Genomic DNA, 21,886 nt, shown 5'->3' on the forward strand with positions numbered 1-21,886 from the left:
GGCCCGAATCCGCTGGTGACCGTCATCACGAGGGTCGACCTTTCAGGCAAGGTGGAGTGGCAGCGGACCTACCCCGGGACAGGCAAGCCGCAATCCCGTCTGGCCACGGACGGCGCGCTGTGGCTCGCCTACCCAGACCGCGACGGTCAGCTCCTGGAAGGTGTTCTGCCGGACGGTTCCACTGGGCCCACCGCCCGCCCGGAGTGCCGCGCCGATGAGGAGATCGGCGCATTCGTCCTCCTCGACGACGGGTTCGTCATTTCCTGGGTCAGCGGCTCCCGCATGGTCCGTAGGGAACGAAGCCGACCCATCTCTGTACCGGAGCCTCGCGTGGCCCGGTACACGAGAGAGGGGGAGTGCCTCTGGTCCACGCCGATTGCGCTCGGTGCGGTCTCGTTCCCGGGTGTGGTGGAGATGGGAGACCGGACCGGATGGGAGATCCGGCCGCGTAGACCTTGGGTCCCGGAGGAGATCGGCATTGATCACTGGGAGCCACTGCTCGTTTCGGCCGAACGGATCGCAGCCAGTTTCACCGACACACGGGGTGGCATCGGAAGGACGTTCTTCCTCGACCTGGACAGTGGCGCGACCATCTCGGTCACCGCTCCCGCTCCCACAGGCCGAAAGGCGATAGCTGGCCCTGGCCAGTTCCTGCTCGGATCCCAGGGTTACGGTGCCTTCACGACCGGCCGTTTCGGCCGGGACGGTGTCGAAACCGCGCGCTGGGCCAGCCATGGGGCAATGCTCGTCGACAAGAACGGCGGCGCATGCGGCCCGGAGCTCGAAAACAGCCTGCCTTCGCGATCACGCTTCCGGCGGCTCGCACCGGACAACAACCTTGTGGACGGGCCGCCACTGACGGGTTACTACACGTCCTATCCCGCGATGGACTGCGAGGGAACCGCGGTGTTCTGGCGAGACGGCAAGCTGCTCGCTGTGGACACAGATCTCGCCGGACACGAGCTATTCGCCATGGATGACAGCCGAGCGGTTATCGGTCGTGCGCTACTGCTGAGCGAAGGCAATGTAGTCGTCTCCCTGGACAACGAGGTCCTGGTCTTCCGTACACCGCTGGGGTCCCTGGCCGAGGGCCCCTGGCCGTGCGGGGAAGCGAACCTCAGGGGCAATCCTCTCCTGAGCTGAAACTGCCTGCGTGGGTGCGGAGGAGACTGAAGCTGAGCATGGAGCTGGCAGGACGGGTCGACTACAAGACTCGTTCACAGGACGCGCTCAACAGCCATGTCGCCTCGCCCTTCAGGCCCTGGTCGGCAGGCTCCGGACGGGGCTGCGGTGGGTGGTGCTGTCGGTGCGCCTGTCCAGCTCGGTCCGGAGTTCGTAGATGACCTGGGCATAGACGGCGACGCGCTCGCGAAGCCGGTCGTTGTCCTCCCGCAGGGCCTGGGCGGCGGCTTCGGCGTCGATGGCGCGGGCGTGCAGGTGTTGGAACGCGGGCGGGATGCCGTTCGCCTCGGACTTTCGGCGGACGAACTCTTCTTTCAGGTCGACGTGCTTGTGGGTGAGGACCCAGCGCTTGACGCCTGCCTCGGCGGCGAGTTGCAGCGTGGTGAGCGCCCCGGTGGACCGTGTGGGACGTCCATCGAGCAGCCGCTGGATCGCTGCTGTGATGGCGTCGCGTTCGGCGTCGCGGTCAGTGGCCATCGTGGCGTTCTCCGGTGCGGTCGTGGGCGGTGACGATGTGCTCCAGGCGGTGGAGCTCGTGCTGTTCGCGGGCGTGTCGGAACGCGGGGGCCAGCGGGTCGTCAACGAGCGGCCGTAGCCGCTCGATCTGAACGAGGACCTGTTCGATGTCGCGGTCGGTCCGTGCGATGTTGACGCAGTTCGGGCGGCAGTCGTTGAGGTCGGGTGTGCGGCGGGTGCTGTCCTCCTCGCTGCGCAGGCGGCAGGCTGCTCGCTTGGGGTCCAGGACGCAGGTCATGCCCTTGCCGGGGAAGATCTGGAGGTCGGGGTTGGCGCGCATGGTGGTGGCGTGCCGCTTGGTGCGCAGGACTCGGCCGGCGAAGCGAGTGGCGGCTTGGACGCGGTGCCGGTAGGTCTCGGCTGCTGGGCCGCTGACCTGCTCGCCTTCACGTAGGCGCTGGTGTGCGTCGGCAAGAGTGTCCAGCCGGGCCAGCCAGTCTTCGAAGGCGAGGTCGTCGGGGAAGCCGGAGGCGTAGTTTCCGGCGTAGCCGAGGGTCATCTGGACGCGGAGGTGTCCGTATTGGATGGCGGCGGCGACCAGGCCCCGTGGCCGGCGGACGATGAACCAGGCCAGGGTGCGGCGCAGGCGAGCGGAGTAGATGACCGGGTGGACCGGGTCGGGCGGGATGCGGTCGCTGCGGCCGTGCTCGGTGCAGTAGGTCTCGACCCAGGCCAGGAATTCGGCGATGTCGTGGTTGATCCTGGTCTCCGACCGGGAGCCGCCGATGCGGCTGCGCAGGATGGTCGCGCCGTCGCGGCCGTCGGTGAACAACGTCGCCGGGAACAGCCAGGTGCTCGTGTGGAGGCGTTCCAGGACGGCGACGGCGGTGGCGACGGCCTCGGTGACGACCCACGGATCGGCCCGGATCTCGCCCTCGGGCATCTTGTCGCCGGCAGCGTCGCGGACACCTTTCCAGTGTCTACCGCGCAGGAGGACCAGGCCGTGGGCGCGGTCTCGTTCGACGCAGCCGCGTTCCAGACTGAGGGCTTCGCCCGACCGCATCCCCGACAGGTAGCTGATCACGATGAAGCAGGCCGTACTCAGGTGCCGGGCCAGGAACCCGGCCTCGGTGTATTCGATGGCCCCGTCGTGCCAGGGCCGGCCGTCCAACCGCCCGGTGACCGGCGCGTCCAGCGGTGCGCCTTCGATGACGGGCAGCCCCATCTCCGCGAAAACGGCGCGGTTGCTGGGGGCCTCCAGCGCGCCGCGGGCGGTGTCGAGCACCTTCCCCAGATGTGAGAGATTGACCCGGAGCGTGCCGTCGTTGTCCCGGATGCCGGGAAGCGGACGTCCCTGCTCGCGGTAGTCGCTCAGCAGGACGCGGAGGTCGTCAGTCAGTGCGCCCTTCAGGCGCCGCGGTGGGGGAATGTCCCGGCCCCCGCGGCTGCGGCCGCTGCGCTCGCTGAGGACAAGGTGTTCGCTGAATGCCGCGGTGATGTCCTCGGCGAAGGTCTCCACGAACCGCAGGGACCAGGCCAGCAGCGCCGACATCGTCTCGGGGTGGATGCGGGGGGTGCGGTTCTCTTCGCGGATGGCGCGCCTCTGCTGGAGGATGTCCTGGATGCGCTCGCCGCGCCAGGGCGGTGTTTGCGGCAGCCGGTCGGCCTCGGGCAGCAGGTCCCGGTAGGACCACACCCGGTTCACGATCGAGAGCCGGTCTTCGCGCTGGCCATGGCTGGTCTCGGTTGCTTTGACGTGTGCGGCGTAGTCATCGAGGTCAGCCAGCGACACCTCGCCGAAGCATGTCCGGCCGCGTCCGTGGAGCCAGTCGGTGAACAGCCGGAGGCTGCGGAACATGCAGGTGATGGTCGTGATCGCCAACGTGCGCGGACGGAAGTAGAAGGTGGAGACGCCGGCGCTGGTGTGGTTGAGCAGCAACCACGTGAGCGTCTTGACCGTATGCAGGAACGGTGCCGTGATGGGGCTGAAGTCGATCGAGAACGCGGTGGTGTGGCCCTCGAAGACGGCGGGCGAAAGGCGCCAGCGCTGGTCGGCGAAGACCGACAGGGTGCTGGGGTCGGTCCCGGGGCGCAACGGCCGGTTGAGCAGCACGAGTGTGTCTGGCTCGGGCAGTGCAGGCGCAGACGGGGCCGGGGCAGTGTCCGGGATGATCATGTCAGGTCGAGTCCTCGGGTCAGGAACCGCTCGACCAGGGCGCGCTGCTCAGCGGTGATCTCGATGCGGGTCGTGGCGATCGTCGCGGTGGGGAAGCTGGCGAGCAGGTCGGCCAGTTGCGCGACGGGCCCGGCGAACCGTTCGGCCCAGCGCAGAGGCGTCATCTCCTGCCTGCGGGCCTCCAGTCCGTCCTGGACGGCGATCAGCACCGGCAGGTGCGCCGGAGTCGCACGGGCGCAGGGACAGGACAGACAGAGGAGGAACGAGGCCCGGCAGGGCTCACCCGCCGGGCTGTGTGGGCTGGCCAGATGGTCGGTGCAGCCTCCCAGCACGGTGTCCAGTTCCCCGGCCAACAGCTTCTTCAGAGTGGCCGTCTCCAGGCCGTGGCGCCGGGCGACGGCCTCGGGCCTCTGCCGGGCCTCGGCGACGTCGGCGGCAGTTAGCACCCGCATGACCTGTGCGGCCCTCGCGCCGGCCAGCTGCTCCTCCAGCACGTCGGCGACGACCTTCTGGTACTCGGCGAGGTTGCCGCGGTTGCGGGCCAGATACTCGTTCGCCAGCGTCCGTTCGGTGTGGGCGACCGGCTGCTGGTGGCGTTCCAGCCAGCTCATCCGCAGCCGTCGGCTGTCGACCACGAGCGGAATCGGAAGACCGTCCTCGCCCAGGGCGTCGGCGCTCAGGTTCGCGCCACGGCTCCAGCTGGCCAGGATCGCATTGGGTAGGCCGGTGCGAAACCCGCGGGCCTTCACCACTCCCTGGGAGCAGAAGAAGACCAGGAGCTGATCCGTTCCGAGGTGCGCCCGTGCCGGGCCGGCCAGATCGACCAGCAGCGCGTAGACCCCGAACGGGGTGTGCAGGTCGAACTGCCGGTGCGGGACGCCTGGCTCGCCGGGCGCGCTGCCGGACAGCGCGGTCGGCATGTGTGCGCGGTCCCGGCCGCGGCGCGGCTTGACCAGGTCCACCACCGCAGTCGCGGTGGTCCCGGTGTGCCCGTCGGCGCGGTGGTGCGTCGCCGTGGCGGTGGAGATCGTGCTGTAGTTCTGCCCGGTCAGGCAGAGCAGCAGCACGCCGGCCGCGCCGATGTCGGCGAAGGTCAGGTGCAGGTCCGCCATCAGCCGGCCCGCCCCGAACGGACGGACGCAGATGTCGGGCTGCCGGCCCCAGCGGGTGTCCCTGCGCGGGACGTCGCCGTGCCGCTCCACGTAATCCAGCAGCTCGCCGTGCTGCCAGGTTCGTGGCTCCGCTTCGGCGTCGATCTGTCCGGCTCGCCAGCGGGCCAGCAGTTCCCGCCCGGCGAAGATCCGCTCGGCGGCCCGCCTGAGCTGGGAGCGCGCGGTGGTGGTGATGCGGTCGAACTCGGCCGTGGTGTAGCTGGCGGCGGGCGTGGAGTTGCGCTCCAGACCCTTGCTGGCCAACCGCGCCAGGAAGTCCTGCCCGGCGCCCTCGGGTGCGAACCGCAGCACCGAGCGCAGCGTCGGCAACTCCCGGTTGAGGTTTGGCGTGCCGAGCCTGGCCATCTGAAAGCTTTCCAGGTGGGCGGCTCGAAGCTGCGCCGGATGTGCCGGCGGGCGGTTGAGCGAGGCCAGGTGGTGTGCGAAGCGGCGCAGCAGACCGTAGGCGCTCAGGGCTGAGGAGGTCGTTCTGCGCCGCCCGGCCGGGCCGGTCGCCCCGGCGAAGGCGGTCGCCAGCCACACCACCAGCTCGCGGGTGATGGGGAAGGCGGCGAAGTCGTAGTCGACAGGCGGGCCGCCGCGCTCGGGGAAGAAGCGGACCAGGCACTGGCCGTCGTCGAGGAACAACCGTTGCGGCGCTTGGTATCCGGGTGTCGGCAGCGCAGCCGGGCGCCCCTCTGCTCGGGTCATGACGGCTCTCCGGCGAGCGGGTCGGACAGGACCTGCGGGTGCGTGGCGAACATGGACGCCATCAGGGTCGACAGCGCGAAACCATGAGCGTGCTCGATCAGCAGCGAGACGTCGAGGTCGCGGAAGGGTTCCAGGTAGGTGTCCATGGTGGTGGTCACGTCGCCGTGCCCCAGCAGCGTCTTGACCAGATACCAGGTGTCGCCGAACTGGGCGCGGAAGTCGCGTACCTCCTCAGGGTTTAGGTGCGCGACCTGCCGCTCGTAGAGCAGTCGGCCGACCGAGTACCAGCGCAGCGCGAAGGAGTGCCGCATCATGTGCGCGTTGGCCTCGAACGAGGTGAGCCCGGCGCGGGCGACCCGCTCGTTGCCGGTGTCGAAGGTGTGCTGCCAGCCGTGCGCCGCGCGCGGCAGGCCGTCCTCGTTCAGCCAGACCGCCAGCGGTTCCAGTCCGGCGGCGGTCCGGCGGAACAGCCTCTCGCGGGCGGCGGGGTCCAGCGAGTCCAGCGACGCGGTGATCCGCCGGCCGCCTGTGTCGCGCATCTCCAGCCGCCGGTTGCGGGTCCTGCGTTCGACCAGCAGCAGCCCCGGCAACCGCTCGTAGCGGCAAGCGCGCTGAGCCCGGCGGACTGCTGCGGAGCGTTCGCCTTCCTCGTAGGCCAGGACGTCGACCAGGACACTGCGCGGCATCCAGAACCGGCGCCCACGGCCGCCCTTGGCGCATGCCTCCGCCAGCCGGCAGGTGTAGTAGGTGCGGGTCTCGTCGTCGGCGGGCAGCTCCAGGCGCAGGACGCTGGCCCACTCACTCAGCCGCAGCCCGGTGCCGTAGAGCCCGTCGACGAACGCGCAGTCGCGCTGGCTGTTGCGCCCCCGCCACCCGTCGATCTCCCGACCGCGCGGGTCCAGTCCGCGCAGCCCGACGTCGACCCAGCGGGCGTAGCCGGCCGGGTCCAGCCACTTCACGTCCTTGCTGCGTACGAGATGCGGGCCTGCCTCGAACGATTCCGTCACCGTGCCCGGGTCAGGGCCGGGAACCTGCCGTCGGGCCACCGGATCGCTCACTCCGAACCGGACTCCGGCCCAGCGGTAGAGCGCGCTGATCGCGACCAGGTCGTCCAGCACCGTCCCGCCGGCCACGCGCCGGACGTTATCCTCGGCGGTCATCCGCCAGAACTTGAACCCGGCGACGTCCTCTTCGTCTGCGTCGTGCCAAGCCCGGCCCGCCGCGTCAAGGAACCCCAGCCAGACGGCTACCGCGAAGGCGTACTTCCTCCGCGTGCCTGCCCTCGCGTTACGCATCCGCGCCGAGGCGAAGAACCCGTTGACCTCCGGCACTGACCACCCATCGGCCCGCAGCAGCACCGGCTGCCCCGGCTGCGTACCGTGCATGTGCGCCCACTCCGCCAGCGTCGGCAGGCCCGCCAGCACCGGATCGGCCGCGTACCACGACACCTCCCGCCGCGGGTCGCACCAATGCACCTGCCACCGCGCCAACGGCCCGGCGTCCACCTCAAGTTCATCGATCATCAACGAGTGAACATACAGCCACTCACAGTCACTGAAATCCCAGCAACAGCCGCTTGTGGCTAGAGACCTCCCCAACATCACATCGTCTTCAACTTCGCGGAGGCGCTCCGGTACCTGTCCGGCCGGGACGACCTCGACTTCATCGCCTCGTACGCACCGAGCATGCGGAAGTACTCCGCCGACGGCCGACGCCTGACCGGAACGATTTCTCGCCGGGCCGTTCAAGGCTCTCGTGGACAGCGACGGGGCCATGCGGGCCGAGGAGCCCGCCCGCTTCGAGGCGCAGGACGACCGGGGCGCCCGCAACCTCGTAACCCCAGGCGACCGGACCGGTCCGCGGTGAACGTACGACCTCAGTGGCCGCCGATCCGGTCCAGCTCGGCGAGCTCCTCGTCGGAGAGCGGGAGTCCCGCGCCGGCGACGTTCTCGCGCAGGTGCGCCGTCGAGGAGGTGCCGGGGATCAGCAGGATGTTCGGCGACCGCCGCAGCAGCCAGGCCAGGGCGACCGACATCGGCGTCGCGTCCAACCGGGAGGCCACGGTCGAGAGCGCCGAGGACTGCAGTGGGCTGAAGCCGCCGAGCGGGAAGAAGGGCACGTAGGCGATGCCCTCCTCGGCGAGGGTGTCGACCAGTTCGTCGTCCTGGCGGGAGGCGAGGTTGTACATGTTCTGTACGCAGACGATCGGCGCGATCGTCTGTGCCTCGGCGACCTGTTCCGCCGTCGCGTTGCTCACGCCGAGGTGCCGGATCAGGCCCTGTCGCTGGAGTTCGACCAGCGTCTCGAACGGCTCGGCGAGCGAGCCGGGTTGAGGTCCCTCGGCGTTGCCGAGCCGGAGATTGACCAGGTCGAGCACCTCAAGGCCGAGGGTTTCAAGGTTCTCGTGGACGGCCCGGCGCAGGTTCTCCGGCTCGCGGGCCGGGGGCCAGCCGCCCTGCTCGTCACGGGTCGCACCCACCTTGGTCACGATGTGCAGCGCTTCGCGGATCAGGCGGTTGGTGACGTGCGGCCCGTAGGCGCCACTGGTGTCGATGTGAGTGATGCCGAGTGCGACGGCCTCGCGCAGGACGGCGAGTGCGCCGTCGTGGTCGGCGGGCGGTCCCATGACCCAGGGACCGGCGAGCTGCATGGCGCCGTAGCCGAACCGGGTGACGGTCAGGTCGCCCAGCGTCCAGGTGCCTCCGGGGAGGGAAGTGGGGAGCACGCTCATACCTCTGGCTTTCGTGTGGAGTTGGTGCCGTGACGGGCACCAGGCAGCGGTGGTGCCTGGCGGGTACCTGCTTCACTGTGGAGAAGTAACCTCCTGATGAGAAGTAGGCACTTCGGAGTGCGTAAGGCACCCCCACGGTTGGAGGAGCGTCGATGGCGACGATGACGGCGGCCCAGAAGAGGGCACAGGCCAAGGTGGAGTACGACGCGTTCCTGGCGGAATGCCCCAGCCACAAGCTGATCGACCGGATCTCCGACAAGTGGGTCGCGCTGATCCTGGCCGCGCTGCGCAGCGACGGCTCGCACCAGTTCGGCGCGGACTGCGCCGGTGAGCCCCGGCCGATGCGCTACTCGGAGCTGGCCCGCATGCTGGCAGGCGTCAGCCAGAAGATGCTCACGCAGACGCTGCGCTCCTTGGAGCGCGACGGTTTCATCACCCGCACCGCGATACCGACCGTGCCCGTCACGGTCTCCTACGAACTGACCGACCTCGGTCTCTCCCTGCACGAGATGATCCGCGGCCTCAAGACCTGGGCCCAGACACACATGGACGATGTGCTCGCCAACCGCGAGACGTACGACGCCCGCGTCGCGGAGGACAACCTGATCATTTGATGTGTGACACGACGGCGGCGTGGTCGTCCAGGAGGACGTGCGGGCCCTGACGGTGGCGGACATCCCCACACGAGGGTCGTCGACGCGGGCCCCCTCCGGCCCTCTCCGGTCTGCGCCCTCACCCCTGCCCCCCCGGTGACTTCCGCGCCCCTTCGATCAGCTTCCCAATGCTCGCGACCCGGATCCCGCAGATGTGCCATCCTGCCGCCATGCCAGCAGAGCTGCGTAAGCACGCAGGCCGTCACTACGCCGTCCAGTTCCACTACGCCCTGCCCGACGATGCCTGGGCCGTGGAGTTGAGCGAGGCGGTGCCTGCCCCGGCCGCGTGGGCCGATAACCCGAACGCGGCGAGACATCTGCCCGGATCCGCCTTCCTGGTGGCTTTTATCCCCGATGAGGATCCGGATCTGACACCGACCGTCCACATCCACAGCCACGACGAGCACGTCATCCCTTACGAGATCATGCACTGGTTCATGGAGCAGGTGACCGACCAGGTTGAGCGCTGCCGCATCGCGTTCGGCCAAGGCACCTAGATCTTCAACCGGTCCCTCGAATGATCAAAGGCCCGTCTCGGGTTTCTCCGAAACAGGCCCTGATCCACGACTCCCGCGCATCGGGAACGCGCCCCCAGCCGCCGCGAGAAGGGGCGGCCGACGGCAGAGCTGTCGATCACCCGATCCGAGCGGCGACGGCCCGGGCACACTGCAGCGACTCGGTATGCGTGGTGGTACCGGCGCCGCCCACCGCGCCCCGGTACGGCAACTACACACCGCTCGCACTGTCGGAGACGGAGTCGTCGTCGCAATGGCCGGTCCGGCAGCACACCGGCAGCCAATCAGCGGCGATCTCCCGAACGCGTTGCAGACGAGTCCGGTCGGGCTCCACCACCGTCAGGATCTCGAAGGCGGTACCGGCGCTACCAGGGGATCGATTCAGCATCACCTCCTCGTAGAGGAGCCAAAGTCCTTGCACGGCAAGGTCCCGGCATATCTCCGGAAGGTCGAGCCCGCGTCCGGCAGACGCCCTATCCGTGCCCTCGCCGGCCACCAGACACTGAAGGAGGCCGAGAAACCACCCACGAGCAGCCGGTGTCACCTCGTCCGTGAGGGCCGCCAGAGCGACGGACGCCACCGCAGGTGCGGGCTCCCAGAGGACCGCCGGGGACCAGACATGCTCCTCGAAGCTGACATGGCCCGGCTCCCGCCCGGGACCGCACCCCGCAAGCCGCAGCAGGTCCTCGGCAAGATGTTCCGCGGAGTTGCCGCACCCGCACACCATGCCCTTCCAGTTCTGACGGGCGATCTCCCTCTCGATCGGTCGCACAGCTCTCTCCTCCCTGGACACACCTGAGACACCCGAGACACCCGAGGAGTCTCTCCGGACTTCTCCGGGACCGTGGAGTCGTTTCCTCGAAGCTGGGCCTCCATGGGCTGGCCCATAGTCATGTGACACCGCGCCGCCCCGCGTGTCCGAGGGCTACGCCAGGAGTGCCAGCGCCTCCTTTGTGTTGTGCTCGGCGATGCCCCGCATCGCGTCCCGGTCGGGGAAGTCACCGTCGAGGAGACGCAGTGGGCCGGCTACCAGCGACAGGCGTATCGCGAGCATGTAGAGGTCGAGTCGCCGCGGGTCGAGACCGGGCCGGGTCAGTGTGGTGTACCGGTCGCCGAAGCGGAGTTGGAGGAAGACGTGCTCCCACTCGACGTCGAAGTACATCAGGCCCTCGATGTCGATCAGGACGGGGCGCCCGTCGGTGTCGACCAGGACGTGGTCGGGGCCGAGTTCTCCGTGGATCAGGCCGTACTCCGTGCGCGGGCTCACCCGATCGGCGAGTTCTCGCAGCCGCTCGCGCAAGGCGTCGCCGGCTTTCGCGATCCTGCCGTCGCGCCCTGCCGCCTCCTCGACGTCGCGCAGGGCGCCGTCGAGGACCCGTCGCTCGCAGGAGACCTGTGGGGCGGAGCCGCCTCGCTCCAGCACGTCCACCCTGCCGTAGCGCCGGGCCCGCTGCCGGTGCATCGTCTCCAGCGTGCCGGCGAGAACACCCAGGGCGCCCGCCGCGCGCTGGGGATCGGTCTCGAAGAGTGCTTCGAGCGTGCCGCCGGAGACGTCCTCGACCACGGCGACGTCCGCCGGACAGCGGCGTCGGCTGTCGTCGGCCAGGAGTACGCGCGGTACCCGTACGCCGAGGCCGTCCAGGCTCCGCTGCGCGGTGAGGAACGGGACCAGCCCGGAGGCGGGCGCGAACGGGTCGGCGGGGTCGGTCCCTCGCGCGGTCGGCCAGAAGTTCTCGGCTTCGGCCCAGATGTAGACGATCACACTCGCCGTGCGGGTTCCTTCAAGGCGAACCCGGTACACCCCTTTCCTGCTGCCTCCGCGCAACCGTTCCGCGGCGACGACACGGCCGTCCGCGCCCAGTGCGTCCCGTACAAGCTCCGAGAGGTCTTCGATGTCCGCGCATTGCCGCATCCGCGGAACCTACTGAAGGAGGCGCCTCGCGTGCCACGGAATTCCTTCTCCACGGCTCCGTGAACCAGGGCGCCTGGTGGCGGGGTTGTGCCACCGGCCGGTCGTCTCCTCGCCGTGGCCTCCTTGACGGCCGCCGCGGTCATCCGCGGAGGCGTTCGCCTTCCGGTACGACGTCGGCGAAGTAGCCGCGGAGTGCCCGAGGGCGGAGCCCGTACCGCCGCTTGAACGTGGGGTTGCGGCGGCCGAGTTCGACCCATTCCCGGCCCGAAGCCCACGCCTCCCGCATCACGTGCGCGTACGTCACGTAGAAGGGGCTGTAGCCCGGGGTGTCCTTCTGGGCGTATCCGACCGCCCAGAAGTGGAGCCGGGTGTCGTCGGTGAGGGTGAGCGCGGAGGCGACCGTACGGTCTCCGACGCGCAGTTCCACCGACCCGGCACAGTCTCCGAGGGCCAGGACGAAGTCCTGGAAGAGGCCGGGCCGGTAGTAGTCGGAGTTGTCGAATTTGGCCGCGGTGGCGCGGGCCAGCCGTACGAAGGTGTCCAGGTCCGCGTCCTTCGCGTCGCCCGTGTGGGCGGTGACCCCGGCCTTGTCGGCCTCGCGCAGGTCATGCCTGAGGTTGCTCCTCGCCTTCCTCTTGAGCGCGTTGCAGAGGTAGTCGTCGAATCCGTCGTAGTCGTCCAGGGTCAGCCCCCATCCCACGTCGATGTCCACGCCGGTGAATCCGGCGTCGGGCAGCAGCGTGCCCAGTGGGCCGTCGGCGTCCGCGTTGACGATGCCGCACAGTCGCGCGTCCCACCGCGCCGCCACCTCCCTGAGTGCGCTCACCGCGCGCCGGGCGGCGGACCGGCTCCCGGGGCCGGGACGCACCGGCAGCACGCTGTCGTAGCAGTGCCAGGCATGGCTGAGCAGCACGGTCCGGCCGACCGCGTGCGGGTAGTGGTCGGCGATGACCCGCATCGGGTCGACGTCGCGTTGCAGGTAGGCGGGCAGGGCCGCCTGGATCTGCCCCGCCTCGTCCTCGATCAGGAGGTACGCGGTGCGCAGGACCGGATGCAGCGGATGCTTCTCGAAGGCGCGCAGGAAGGGGCGCCGGTAGAAGACGGGGGCGCGGGCCGCCGTCATCAGGTCGTCCCAGCGCTCGTCGATGTCGTCGATCGTGGTGTGGACACGTACGGAGTACGGCATGACGGCTCCCTTCAGTCCCTCGGGGCCCAGTCGAGGATCACTTTGCCCGCGTCGCCCCGCGCGGCGGTGGCGAATGCCTTCTCGTAGTCCTGGGCGGCGAAGTGGTCCGTGACGGCGAACGACAGGTCCAGGCCGTCGTCGAGCAGGTCGGCCATGGTGTGCCAGGTGTCGAACACCTTGCGGCCGCTGATTCCCTGGATGGTCAGCATGCGCAGGGAGATGTCCGACCAGTCCGTGGGTACGTCCTCGTCGGGCAGGCCGAGGGCGGCGATCCGGCCGCCATGGGCCATGGCGGCGATCAGGTCGCTCTGGGCGGACGGGTTGCCGGACATCTCGAAGCCGATGTCGAAGCCCTGTTCCTGACCGAGTGCGGCAGGATCGACGGGCTGTTCACCGGCCTGGACGACGAGATGGGCGCCCGCCCGCCGGGCGAGGTCGAGCCGGAAGGGGCTGAGATCGCTGACCGCGATCAGGCGTGCGCCCCGGTGGCGGGCGACTGCGACGGCCATGGCGCCGATCGGCCCCGCGCCGGTGACCAGGACCGTTCGGTCGCGGAGGGGGAAGGCGTCGGCGACGTGAACGGCGTTGCCGAAGGCGTCGAACATGGCCGCGACATCCAGGGCGACACCGGGGCGGTGCACCCAGACGGACTCCGCCGGCAGCACCAGGTACTCCGCGAAGGCCCCGTCACGCTGCACCCCGAGGCCCTGCGCCGCACGGCACAGATGCTTACGGTCGGCCTGGCAGTTGACGCAACTGTTGCACGTCAGGTGTCCTTCCGCGCTGACGAGCTGGCCGGGCAGCAGGCCGCCGACGCCGGGTCCGACCGCCGCGATCTCGCCGACGAACTCATGGCCGACGACGCGTGGTGTCCTGACCGTCCGCGTCGCCCAGGGGTTTCCCTCGAAGATGTGCAGGTCCGTACCGCAGATGCCGGTGCGCAACACCCGGATGAGGACATCGTGGCGTTCCGGTACGGGCGTCGGGATGTCGACGTACTCAAGCCCTTCGCCGGGCCCCTGCTTGACGAGCGCCTTCATCGGACACCTGCCGAAGAGTCCCCGGTGGGCGCCGGGTGGCGGGTGATCTCGTCCAGCGGAACGTCGATGCGCTGGTCGTTCTTGTCCACGAGCCACTGGTCGATGTCCAGCAGCCACCACCGCCGGACTTCGAGGAGGTAGAAACGCCGGGGGCCCTCGCCCCTGAACTCGTCGAGAGGTAACCGCCATTGGCGGCGTACGTCCTCGTCCGGGAAGTTCCGCTCGTAGTACCAGCTACTGAGTTCGTCGAGTTCATCCGGCTCCACCGCTCGCGCCGTGGCGGTGAACTGGGCGCCGTCCAGCCCGAATCCGGGCAGTCCGGTCAGATAGATCGAGCCGGAGATCCGCGGGTCGGACTCGATGTTGTGTGAATGCCGGGCACGGCGCAGCGAGTACCACAGCAGCCGCAGGGGCTCGCGCAGCGGTACGTAGTTGACCGTGGAGGCCCAGGGCCCGTCGGGGCCGTGGGTGGCCAGCGTGGTGAACCGGGCGTTCTCGATGAGGAATTCGCTGCGTGCGGTGAGTTCGGGCAGGGGTGTCATGACGGTTCGGCCTCCTTGCGGGTGTCGAGGATGGCGGCGTGCGGCGCGGAGAGGTAGGGCTCCCAGAATTCGGGCGGTCCGGCGGCCGCCGAGGGGGACAGACGGTGCTGCCGCCACCGGACGGGGCCGAACCCGGCCTCTCGCAGCGCCTCTTCCAAGGTCGCCGCGCTCCAGTAGCGGGCGGTGACGTGGATGTCGTGGCCGCCGAAGCACAGGGCGAGATCCACCGGGGAACCGTCCGTGAGGGCGCCGTCGGTGGTCAGACGGAAGCCGTAGCGTTCGTAGTGGTCGGGGTCTTGATGGACCTCGGGGTGAAGGGGCAGGGTGAGGAACCGTCCGCCGGGCCGCAGGGCCTCGGCGGCGGTCCGGCACAGGCCGACGAGTTCCTTGTACGTGGTGGCGTACGGCATGACGTACACGCCCAGGACCACATCGAAGCTGCCCGCCAGTGCGGCCGGCAGGGTGCCGTCGGTGTAGCTGATGCCCAGGCGTTCTCCGGATTCGCGGGCGCGGGCGTGCTCGATCATTCCGCTGGATTCGTCGAGCCCTACCACCTGTCCCGCGCCGCGCCGGGCCAATACCCGGCTGTACACGCCGCTTCCGCAGCCCATGTCCACAATCCGCAGACGCGAAGGATCACCCAGCAATCCGATCACGCTGGGGAATTCGAGTTCTCGGCGGAAGGGCAGCCGCGAGAACTCCTCATAGATATCGGCGAGTTCATCGAATTGTGTCATCGAAGGGCACTCCTCTTTTTTCTGGAGGCGCAGGGCCTGGAGACGCAGGGCCTGGAGGCGCAGGGGGTGGTCCCGCTCTGGGAGGCGCCTGCCCGGCCCACTCGGCGGGATACCGGTCCCCGGCCGACGATGCGTGCGCGCGTTGAACGCTTGCGTACTTGTGAACGAGGCGGCGACAGCTCCTGGAGCGCCGGACCGCTCCGGAGGCGCGCGTCGTCCCGTCGCGGTTCCCCATGTGCGGGCTGAACGCGGGAACAGCCATCAGGCCGTCCTCGGTAAAGAACGAGGAGAATTACCGGTCCGCGGCTCCCGTTGCGGCGCCCTTGGCAGGATGATGAGCCGGAGACCGGGAATGACGTCCCACGACGGCCCACCGGTCCGTCCCTGAAACGTGACCCGCCATGACCGACGCGCGTAACCGCCTTGCGTGTGCGCCGTCATGAGCCTGACGGGCGCGAGCGGGGCTCACCCCGAGGAGGCCGGGTCGTGGCACGCGGTCAGCCCAATCCCCACCTTGCCGCCCTGCTCGGCGAGGCCGACTGGAGCGCGGCGGATCTGGCGAGAGCCGTCAACGGCCTGGGCGCCGCGCAGGGCCTTCCGCTGCGCTACGACCGCACCTCGGTCGCCCATTGGCTGGCCGGCTCCCGCCCCCGGCCGCCCGTCCCCACTCTGGTCGCATCGGCGTTCAGCCGCCGCAGCGGCCGGCTGGTCACCGCGGAGGAGACGGGCCTCGCACAGCACGGCTCCTCGGCCGACGACCCGCTCGCGCCCCATCGGTCCCCCCAGGACGATGTGCTGGACCGGTTGGCGGCGCTGAGCCGCGCCGACACCGACCCCGCGCGCCGGGTCACACTGACCGGCTCCGCCTACAGCCTCGTCGACGCCACCGCGCCCGCCTGGCGCCGAACCCGCCCCGCCGGTCCCACTCCTGGGCGGGAACCCGCCCAGGTCCCCCGGGCCACGGCCGCGGACCTCCGGAGAATGCACTGGATGATCCCCCTCTTCGCGGATCTCATGGAACGCCATGGCGGAGCCCACGCGCGCACCGCCGTGACGGCCTACGTCGCCGATGACACGGGCAGCCTGCTGGCGGCCCCGGCCCCGCCCTCCCTGCGCCGGGAACTGTTCACCGGAGCGGGGCAACTCACCCATCTGCTGGGCCGTATGACCATGGACGCCGGCCACCAGGGCCTGGCGCAGCACTACTTCACCGCCTCGCTCGGCCTCGCGCGCGAGGCCGGCGACCGCCGCCTGTACGCGATCACCTTGCGCGCGATGAGCCTCCAGGCGCTGCACCTCGGGTTCGTCGACCAGTCGTGGCATCTGGCCGACGCCGCCGTGGACACCGCAGGTCCGCGTACCGACCCGTCCACCCGGGCCTTTCTGCTGAGCCAGCGCGGCCTCACCCACGCGCACGCGCGGCACCGCAGAGAAGCTGTCAGCGATCTCGCGACGGCCGAGGCGCAGCATGACCGCGCGACCAGCCCGGCCGGCCCCTTCACCCACTATCCGCGCCCCGGCCTCGACTATCAGCGTGGCCGGGCCCTCCTCGCCCTGGGGGATACGACCCAGGCGGTGGAGGCCCTGGGGACCGCGGCCGGGGCCCGCGCCGACGACCGGCACAGGTCCAGCGCGCTCACCCGTGCGCGGCTCGCGGAGACCCTGCTGGCCCTGGGGCGTCTGGAGGAGTCATGCGTCCACTGGCATGTCTTCCTCGATCACTACCCGAGTCTGCGCTCGGCCACCGCGGACCGGGCTCTCCGGCATCTGCACACCTCCCTGCGGGGTTTCCGCCGCCGGCCGCACGCCGCCGCCGTACTCCGTCGCGCTCGGGGCCTCACTCCCCACCCCCGGCGACAGGTTCCCTGACCCGTCCGGGCCGCGGGGAGCTCCGGTTGACGGCGCCACCGCGGACACCGGCGGCCCGCCGACCATGTCGACAGGGCCGAGGGCAACAGGGCTGAAGGCAAAGGGATCGTCCATGACCGATGTCTACTCCGCCGCCGTGCGGTCGGCGGGCGGACGGCGGCGAGGCGGGTGCGGAACAACCCGCAGAATCGTTCTTCGCCTGCTCCATCTGCCCGCGTTCCGAAGGCAGCTCAGCCCAGGTCGGACATGTCGAGGACGAAGCGGTAGCGGACGTCGTTGTCCCCGAGGCGGTCGAGGGCCTCGTTCACCCGCGCCGAGGGAAGCAGCTCGATGTCGGCGGTGATGCCGTGCCGGGCGCAGAAGTCCAGCAGGGCGGCGGTCGCGGGGGTGCCGCCGCTGCCCGCGGAGCTGAGCTTCTTGCGCCCCACGAGCAGGTCGATGGTCTCCACGGTGACGGGTCCGAGGTGCCCGAGGTGGCTGAGCGTGCCGTCCATGGCGACCAGGCGCAGGTACGGGCCGAGGTCGTGCGGGGCGGAGATGGTGTCGATGACGACGTCGAACCGGTCACGGGCGGCGGCCATCGCTTCCGGGTCCGTGGAGACGATGAGATCGAGGGCGCCGAGACGGCAGGCGTCCTCGGCCTTGCCGGGTGAGCGGCTGATGACCGCGGTCTCGGCGCCGAGCGCCACGGCGATCTTGACCGCGAGATGACCCAGGCCGCCCAGTCCTGCCACGGCGACGCGGCTGTGCGGCCCCACCCCCAGGGCGTGCAGGGGTTCCCAGACGGTGATCCCGGCGCAGAGCAGCGGAGCGGCGGCGGCCGGCTCCAGACCGGCGGGAAGGGGGTGGGCGAAGCGGTCCCGGACGACGTACTCGCGGGAGTAGCCCCCCAAGGTGGTCGATCCGTCCTGCCGGTCGACGCCGCCGTAGGTGAGGGTCGGGAAGGCGTGGCAGAAGTTCTCCTGACCGGCCCGGCACATGGGGCACTCGCCGCACGAGTCGACGATGTTGCCGACGGCGACGGGGTCGCCGGCACGGAAGCGGGTGACCGCGGGCCCGGTCTCGGTCACCACGCCCGTGAACTCGTGCCCCGGCACCAAGGGGCGGTCCGCTCCGCCGTCCTGGCCGCGGACGGCGTGCAGATCGGTGTGGCAGACGCCGCAGTAGTCGACCCGGACCGCGAGGTCGTCGGGGCGCAGGTCGCGTCGCTCCAGCGGTGTACGCCGCAGCGTCCCCGTCGAGCTGTCGGCCTGCCAGCCAGTGGTGGTCCGCACAGCGCATCTCCTTAAACAGACTGTTCTGTCTGCCTCAACATAAGCCCGACCGGGCCGCCAGGCAAACCAACTGTTCTGTCTGGTAGCGTGACGGACATGGCAGACCAGCCCCTGAGCCCGCGCGGAGCGGCGACGTACCAGCGCATCCTCGAAGCGGCGACCCAGGAGTTCGCCGAGCACGGGATCGCCGGAGCGCGCGTCGAGCGGATCGTGGCCGCCGCGCGTACGAACAAGGCGCAGCTCTACGCCTACTTCGGAAACAAGGAAGGGCTCTTCGACGCCATCTTCTTCGGCTCGCTGGAACGGATCATGAACGTCGTCCCGATCGACGCCACCGACCTCGCGGACTGGGCCGTACGCCTCTACGACGAGTACCTCCGCCGCCCCGACCTGATCCGGCTGGCCACCTGGGCGCGCCTGGAGCGCCGCCCCACGGGGCACCTGGTGGAGGACAGCGACCGCCTCGACGACCGCAAGCTGCGCGCCATCGCCGAGGCCCAGGACGCCGGTCTGGTGCGCCAGGGGGACCCGTTCGACGTGATGGCCATGGTCATCACCATGTCCATGGCCTGGTCGCCGGTCAGCAACGTCTACGCGGCAACCGCCCAGGACCCCCCCGAAGCGCACGAACAGCGCCGCGCCCTGCTGCGCGAGAGCGTCAGGCGCGCCATGGCAGCCGGCTGAAGGGGCACGGACGCATCGCCTGCGGCCGTCTCTCGCACGGACGCATCGCCTGCGGCCGTCTCTCGCGCGGCCGTCGCGCCGTGGCGCACCGCCGTTCGCGGTTGACCCGTACCGGTCTCCCTTCCTCCCTTGGCGCACCACCGCTCGCGACTCCTGCCCGCAGGCCATAAGACGGAGAGTGCGGGCGACGCGCGGAGGAGTGGACCTGGATGCAGATCGTTGTCGACCTCAATCGCTGCCAGGGGTACGCGCAGTGCGCGTTCCTCGCTCCCGAGGTGTTCGAGCTGCATGGCGAGGAGGCCCTGATGTTCACGCCCGCCGTCCCCGACGGCTCGCATGAGCGCGTACACCGGGCGGCGGCGGCCTGTCCGGTGCAGGCCATTCTCGTGGGTGAGCGGGCGGGCCCCGGTGAACGGTGACCCGAGGGACGGCCGGATCGTCATCGTCGGGGCGTCGCTGGCCGGTCTGCGGGCCGCCGAGACGCTGCGCGACAAAGGCTTCGCCGGATCGCTGACGCTGGTCGGGGAGGAGCCGCGGCCCCCGTACGACAGGCCGCCGCTCTCCAAGCAGGTGCTGCTCGGGCGGGCGGGGGCGGCGGACGTCGGGCTGCCGCGCCGCCGCGAGGTGGACGCCCGCTGGAGGCTCGGGGTGCGGGCCGAAGGGGTCGACCCGGTCGGGAAGCGAGTGATCCTCGCCGACGGCGAACGGCTGCCGTTCGACCGGCTGCTGATCGCCACCGGCACCCGTGCCCGTCCCTGGCCGAACCCCGCGGAGGCCCGCCTCGACGGCGTACTGACGCTGCGTACGGGCGAGGACGCGGCGGCGCTCGCGGACCGGCTCGACGCCGGGCCGCGCCGGGTCCTGGTGATCGGCGCCGGGTTCACGGGCTCGGAGATCGCGTCCGCCTGCCGGGAGCGCGGACTTGAGGTGACGGTCGCCGAACGCGGACCCTCGCCGCTCGTCGGCGCGCTGGGCGGAACGCTCGGCGCCTTCGCCGCCAGGTTGCAGCGCGCGCACGGGGTCGATCTGCGCTGCGGCGTGACGGTCACAGCACTGAAGGGCGACAACGGACGGCTCACGGGCGCCGAGTTCTCCGACGGCAGCCGGATCGAGGCCGATGTCGCCGTGGTGGCCCTGGGCGCCGTCCGCAACACCGAGTGGCTCGCCGGCTCGGAGCTGGCCGCGGGCCCGCGGGGCGTCGCGTGCGACGCGGGATGCCGCGCGTTCAACATGTACGGGATCGTCACCGACGATGTGTTCGTCGCCGGTGACGTGGCCCGCTTCCCTCACCCGTTGTTCGAATATCAGATGCTTGCCCTCGAACACTGGGGCAACGCGGTCGCCCAGGCCGAGGTGGCGGCTCACAACATGGTCAGCACGGGGCCCGACAGGCGCCCTCATCTGGCGGTGCCCGCCTTCTGGTCCAGTCAGTTCGGCCTCAACATCAAGTCCGTCGGCGTGCCGACCTTCTCCGACCACGTGGTCATCGCCCAGGGGTCGCTGCGCGAGGGCCGTCTCGTCGCGGTCTACGGCTACCGGGGGCGGATCACCGCTGCGGTCAGTGTGAACCGGGCCAAGTGGCTGGAGCACTACCAGCACCTCATCGAGACGGCGGCCCCCTTCCCGCCCGGGCGCGGCGCGGCCGACCGGCCCGCGTCGGAGGCGCCCGTCCCCTCCGACGTGCCGGATCCCCGGCTGCTCTCGCACGGGCCGACCGTGGCCCTCACCGGCCATCTGCCGGACCGGCGCCTGACCCTGGTCAGGCACGAACCTCCCTCCGCCGTCGCCCACCGTCCCTGAGGAGCCCCGTACATGTCCCCGGACACTCTTCTCCAGCGCATCACGGACTACGCGAACCGCGCCGACCCCTATCCGCTGTACGCCGAACTCCGCGAGAACGGGGTGACGCGGCAGGCCGACGGCAGCTATCTGGTCGGTGCCTACCACGACATCGCCGCGCTGCTCCACGACCCGCGGATCAGCTCGGACTCCCGCAGCCGCGCCGACCCGGACACGCTCCCGATGCTCAGGAGGGGCGCGCAGCCCGCCTTCATCGGCCTCGACGACCCCGAGCACGACCGGCTCCGCCGTATCGCGATGCGCCCCTTCGGGCCGCCCCACTCCCCCGGCCGGATCGATGACCTGAGCACCGAGATCACCCGGATCTCCGGGGAGCTGATCGACGGTTTCCGGGACAGGGACCGGATCGACGTGGTCGAGGACTTCGCCTATCCCCTCCCCGTCACCGTGATCTGCCGGCTGCTGGGGGTGCCGCACGAGGACGTACCCCGGATCCGCGGCTGGACGAACACGATCATCGCCAGTCTCGACCTGACCCCCGGGAAGGACGAGGAGAGCCACCGCGACGCGGGGCTGGAGGCCCGGCAGGCGATGGGCGCGTACCTCGGGGACCTCGCCGACAAGCGCCGTGACGACCCGTCGGACGACATGCTCTCCGCCCTGGTGCACGACTCCGGCCCCGACGGGCACCTCACCAGGAATGAGCTGATGGCGACGGCGACGCTCCTGCTCATCGCCGGGCACGAGACGACGGTCAACCTCATCACCAACGGAGTGCTCACCCTCCTGCGGTACCCCGACGCCTTTCGGGCCCTGCGCGGGAATCCCGAACTGATGCCCGGGGCGGTCGAGGAGCTCCTGCGCTACGAGCCCCCGGTCCATCTGCTCCCGCAGCGCAGCCCCCTGACCGATGTCGAGGTCTCGGACGTCACCATCCCCAAGGGCGCCCCGCTGATCCTCGTCCTGGCCGCCGGCAATCGGGATCCGCTGCGGTTCGCCGCCCCGGACCGCTTCGACCCGGCTCGCGCGGACAACCAGCACTTCGGCTTCGGCAGCGGCGTCCACAACTGCTTCGGCGCGCCGCTCGCCCGCCTGGAGACCCAACTCGCCCTGCGCGCGCTCCTCCCCCGGCTGAAGGGCTTCCAACTGGCCGAGGATCCACCGCCGTACCGCCGCAGCCCCATCCTGCGCGGCCCGCGGCACCTGCGGATCGAGCGCCCGTCAGGCCCGTGACCTACGGTCGGATCCGGTGGGATCCGGTTGGATT

Annotated in this window: 20 protein-coding genes; 8 read left to right on the forward strand and 12 right to left on the reverse strand. The window is 70.4% G+C overall.

Features of this window, described 5'->3' with window-relative positions; translation table 11 throughout:
• Positions 1-15: 15 nt before the first annotated feature.
• Positions 16-1,143: a hypothetical protein gene (locus tag ACIO3P_RS01830; protein WP_401849865.1), complete on the forward strand. Its 1,128-nt coding sequence runs from the start codon at positions 16-18 to the stop codon at positions 1,141-1,143.
• 111 nt (positions 1,144-1,254) lie between these two features.
• Here the strand turns inward: ACIO3P_RS01830 and ACIO3P_RS01835 are convergent, their stop codons facing one another.
• From ACIO3P_RS01835 to ACIO3P_RS01855, 5 genes are all read right to left on the reverse strand, one after another.
• Positions 1,255-1,659 (reverse strand): hypothetical protein, encoded by a 405-nt coding sequence (locus tag ACIO3P_RS01835; protein ID WP_401787193.1) that lies wholly within the window; start codon positions 1,657-1,659, stop codon positions 1,255-1,257.
• The gene (locus ACIO3P_RS01840; RefSeq protein WP_401849866.1) at positions 1,649-3,751 is read right to left on the reverse strand and encodes a hypothetical protein; all 2,103 of its coding nucleotides are present in this window, start codon (positions 3,749-3,751) and stop codon (positions 1,649-1,651) included. The genes ACIO3P_RS01835 and ACIO3P_RS01840 overlap by 11 nt, the downstream gene beginning before the upstream one ends.
• A gap of 59 nt (positions 3,752-3,810) precedes the next feature.
• Positions 3,811-5,676, reverse strand: coding sequence for a hypothetical protein (locus ACIO3P_RS01845; RefSeq protein WP_401849867.1), 1,866 nt, complete (start codon positions 5,674-5,676; stop codon positions 3,811-3,813).
• Positions 5,673-7,199, reverse strand: coding sequence for an integrase (locus tag ACIO3P_RS01850; protein WP_401849869.1), 1,527 nt, complete (start codon positions 7,197-7,199; stop codon positions 5,673-5,675). The genes ACIO3P_RS01845 and ACIO3P_RS01850 overlap by 4 nt, the downstream gene beginning before the upstream one ends.
• A gap of 353 nt (positions 7,200-7,552) precedes the next feature.
• A complete protein-coding gene (locus ACIO3P_RS01855; RefSeq protein WP_401849870.1) occupies positions 7,553-8,407 on the reverse strand; it encodes an aldo/keto reductase family oxidoreductase in 855 nt (284 codons plus the stop codon).
• Positions 8,408-8,559: 152 nt separating this feature from the next.
• On the opposite strand from ACIO3P_RS01855, the gene ACIO3P_RS01860 reads away from it, so the two are divergent.
• Both ACIO3P_RS01860 and ACIO3P_RS01865 read left to right on the forward strand, forming a co-directional pair.
• A complete protein-coding gene (locus tag ACIO3P_RS01860; RefSeq protein WP_401849871.1) occupies positions 8,560-9,021 on the forward strand; it encodes a winged helix-turn-helix transcriptional regulator in 462 nt (153 codons plus the stop codon).
• Between the two features lie 209 nt (positions 9,022-9,230).
• A complete protein-coding gene (locus tag ACIO3P_RS01865; protein ID WP_401849872.1) occupies positions 9,231-9,557 on the forward strand; it encodes a hypothetical protein in 327 nt (108 codons plus the stop codon).
• 229 nt (positions 9,558-9,786) lie between these two features.
• Here the strand turns inward: ACIO3P_RS01865 and ACIO3P_RS01870 are convergent, their stop codons facing one another.
• From ACIO3P_RS01870 to ACIO3P_RS01895, 6 genes are all read right to left on the reverse strand, one after another.
• Positions 9,787-10,347, reverse strand: a complete 561-nt coding sequence (locus ACIO3P_RS01870) for a hypothetical protein (RefSeq protein WP_401849873.1) — start codon at positions 10,345-10,347, stop codon at positions 9,787-9,789.
• Between the two features lie 153 nt (positions 10,348-10,500).
• Positions 10,501-11,487 carry a phosphotransferase family protein gene (locus ACIO3P_RS01875; protein WP_401849874.1) on the reverse strand — a complete coding sequence of 329 codons (987 nt, stop codon included), beginning with the start codon at positions 11,485-11,487 and terminating at the stop codon, positions 10,501-10,503.
• A 139-nt stretch (positions 11,488-11,626) separates the two neighbouring features.
• Positions 11,627-12,673 (reverse strand): GNAT family N-acetyltransferase, encoded by a 1,047-nt coding sequence (locus ACIO3P_RS01880; RefSeq protein ID WP_401849876.1) that lies wholly within the window; start codon positions 12,671-12,673, stop codon positions 11,627-11,629.
• An 11-nt stretch (positions 12,674-12,684) separates the two neighbouring features.
• Positions 12,685-13,713, reverse strand: a complete 1,029-nt coding sequence (gene tdh, locus ACIO3P_RS01885) for an L-threonine 3-dehydrogenase (protein WP_401849877.1) — start codon at positions 13,711-13,713, stop codon at positions 12,685-12,687.
• Entirely contained in the window at positions 13,710-14,255 is a 546-nt protein-coding gene (locus ACIO3P_RS01890; RefSeq protein ID WP_401849878.1) for a pyridoxamine 5'-phosphate oxidase family protein, read from the reverse strand. The genes tdh and ACIO3P_RS01890 overlap by 4 nt, the downstream gene beginning before the upstream one ends.
• The gene (locus ACIO3P_RS01895; protein ID WP_401849879.1) at positions 14,252-14,992 is read right to left on the reverse strand and encodes a class I SAM-dependent methyltransferase; all 741 of its coding nucleotides are present in this window, start codon (positions 14,990-14,992) and stop codon (positions 14,252-14,254) included. The genes ACIO3P_RS01890 and ACIO3P_RS01895 overlap by 4 nt, the downstream gene beginning before the upstream one ends.
• Before the next feature lie 486 nt (positions 14,993-15,478).
• On the opposite strand from ACIO3P_RS01895, the gene ACIO3P_RS01900 reads away from it, so the two are divergent.
• A complete protein-coding gene (locus ACIO3P_RS01900) occupies positions 15,479-16,861 on the forward strand; it encodes a hypothetical protein (protein WP_329822626.1) in 1,383 nt (460 codons plus the stop codon).
• Between the two features lie 230 nt (positions 16,862-17,091).
• Here the strand turns inward: ACIO3P_RS01900 and ACIO3P_RS01905 are convergent, their stop codons facing one another.
• The gene (locus ACIO3P_RS01905) at positions 17,092-18,135 is read right to left on the reverse strand and encodes an NAD(P)-dependent alcohol dehydrogenase (protein ID WP_401849881.1); all 1,044 of its coding nucleotides are present in this window, start codon (positions 18,133-18,135) and stop codon (positions 17,092-17,094) included.
• A 96-nt stretch (positions 18,136-18,231) separates the two neighbouring features.
• Here ACIO3P_RS01905 and ACIO3P_RS01910 point away from each other — a divergent pair, with 96 nt between their 5' ends.
• The 4 genes from ACIO3P_RS01910 to ACIO3P_RS01925 all read left to right on the forward strand — a co-directional run bounded on the left by ACIO3P_RS01910 (position 18,232) and on the right by ACIO3P_RS01925 (position 21,852).
• Positions 18,232-18,819, forward strand: coding sequence for a TetR family transcriptional regulator (locus ACIO3P_RS01910; protein WP_329822628.1), 588 nt, complete (start codon positions 18,232-18,234; stop codon positions 18,817-18,819).
• A gap of 209 nt (positions 18,820-19,028) precedes the next feature.
• Entirely contained in the window at positions 19,029-19,238 is a 210-nt protein-coding gene (locus ACIO3P_RS01915; RefSeq protein ID WP_329822629.1) for a ferredoxin, read from the forward strand.
• The gene (locus ACIO3P_RS01920) at positions 19,228-20,619 is read left to right on the forward strand and encodes an FAD/NAD(P)-binding oxidoreductase (RefSeq protein WP_329822630.1); all 1,392 of its coding nucleotides are present in this window, start codon (positions 19,228-19,230) and stop codon (positions 20,617-20,619) included. Before ACIO3P_RS01915 ends, ACIO3P_RS01920 begins: the two co-directional genes overlap by 11 nt.
• Before the next feature lie 12 nt (positions 20,620-20,631).
• Entirely contained in the window at positions 20,632-21,852 is a 1,221-nt protein-coding gene (locus tag ACIO3P_RS01925) for a cytochrome P450 (protein WP_329822631.1), read from the forward strand.
• Positions 21,853-21,886: the final 34 nt, after the last annotated feature.

It is taken from the genome of Streptomyces sp. NPDC087310, assembly GCF_044744405.1.
In the GTDB taxonomy this organism is placed as follows: Bacteria; Actinomycetota; Actinomycetes; order Streptomycetales; family Streptomycetaceae; genus Streptomyces.

What these genes read in the sequence shown, in the direction of transcription:
- ACIO3P_RS01895 (WP_401849879.1), bottom strand. Translation starts at nt 14,992, where the DNA reads ATGACACAATTCGATGAACTCGCCGATATCTATGAGGAGTTCTCGCGG.
- ACIO3P_RS01925 (WP_329822631.1), top strand. Translation starts at nt 20,632, where the DNA reads ATGTCCCCGGACACTCTTCTCCAGCGCATCACGGACTACGCGAACCGC.
- ACIO3P_RS01890 (WP_401849878.1), bottom strand. Translation starts at nt 14,255, where the DNA reads ATGACACCCCTGCCCGAACTCACCGCACGCAGCGAATTCCTCATCGAG.
- ACIO3P_RS01880 (WP_401849876.1), bottom strand. Translation starts at nt 12,673, where the DNA reads ATGCCGTACTCCGTACGTGTCCACACCACGATCGACGACATCGACGAG.
- ACIO3P_RS01845 (WP_401849867.1), bottom strand. Translation starts at nt 5,676, where the DNA reads ATGACCCGAGCAGAGGGGCGCCCGGCTGCGCTGCCGACACCCGGATAC.
- ACIO3P_RS01875 (WP_401849874.1), bottom strand. Translation starts at nt 11,487, where the DNA reads ATGCGGCAATGCGCGGACATCGAAGACCTCTCGGAGCTTGTACGGGAC.
- ACIO3P_RS01860 (WP_401849871.1), top strand. Translation starts at nt 8,560, where the DNA reads ATGGCGACGATGACGGCGGCCCAGAAGAGGGCACAGGCCAAGGTGGAG.
- ACIO3P_RS01910 (WP_329822628.1), top strand. Translation starts at nt 18,232, where the DNA reads ATGGCAGACCAGCCCCTGAGCCCGCGCGGAGCGGCGACGTACCAGCGC.
- ACIO3P_RS01915 (WP_329822629.1), top strand. Translation starts at nt 19,029, where the DNA reads ATGCAGATCGTTGTCGACCTCAATCGCTGCCAGGGGTACGCGCAGTGC.
- ACIO3P_RS01855 (WP_401849870.1), bottom strand. Translation starts at nt 8,407, where the DNA reads ATGAGCGTGCTCCCCACTTCCCTCCCCGGAGGCACCTGGACGCTGGGC.
- ACIO3P_RS01835 (WP_401787193.1), bottom strand. Translation starts at nt 1,659, where the DNA reads ATGGCCACTGACCGCGACGCCGAACGCGACGCCATCACAGCAGCGATC.
- tdh (WP_401849877.1), bottom strand. Translation starts at nt 13,713, where the DNA reads ATGAAGGCGCTCGTCAAGCAGGGGCCCGGCGAAGGGCTTGAGTACGTC.
- ACIO3P_RS01865 (WP_401849872.1), top strand. Translation starts at nt 9,231, where the DNA reads ATGCCAGCAGAGCTGCGTAAGCACGCAGGCCGTCACTACGCCGTCCAG.
- ACIO3P_RS01850 (WP_401849869.1), bottom strand. Translation starts at nt 7,199, where the DNA reads ATGATCGATGAACTTGAGGTGGACGCCGGGCCGTTGGCGCGGTGGCAG.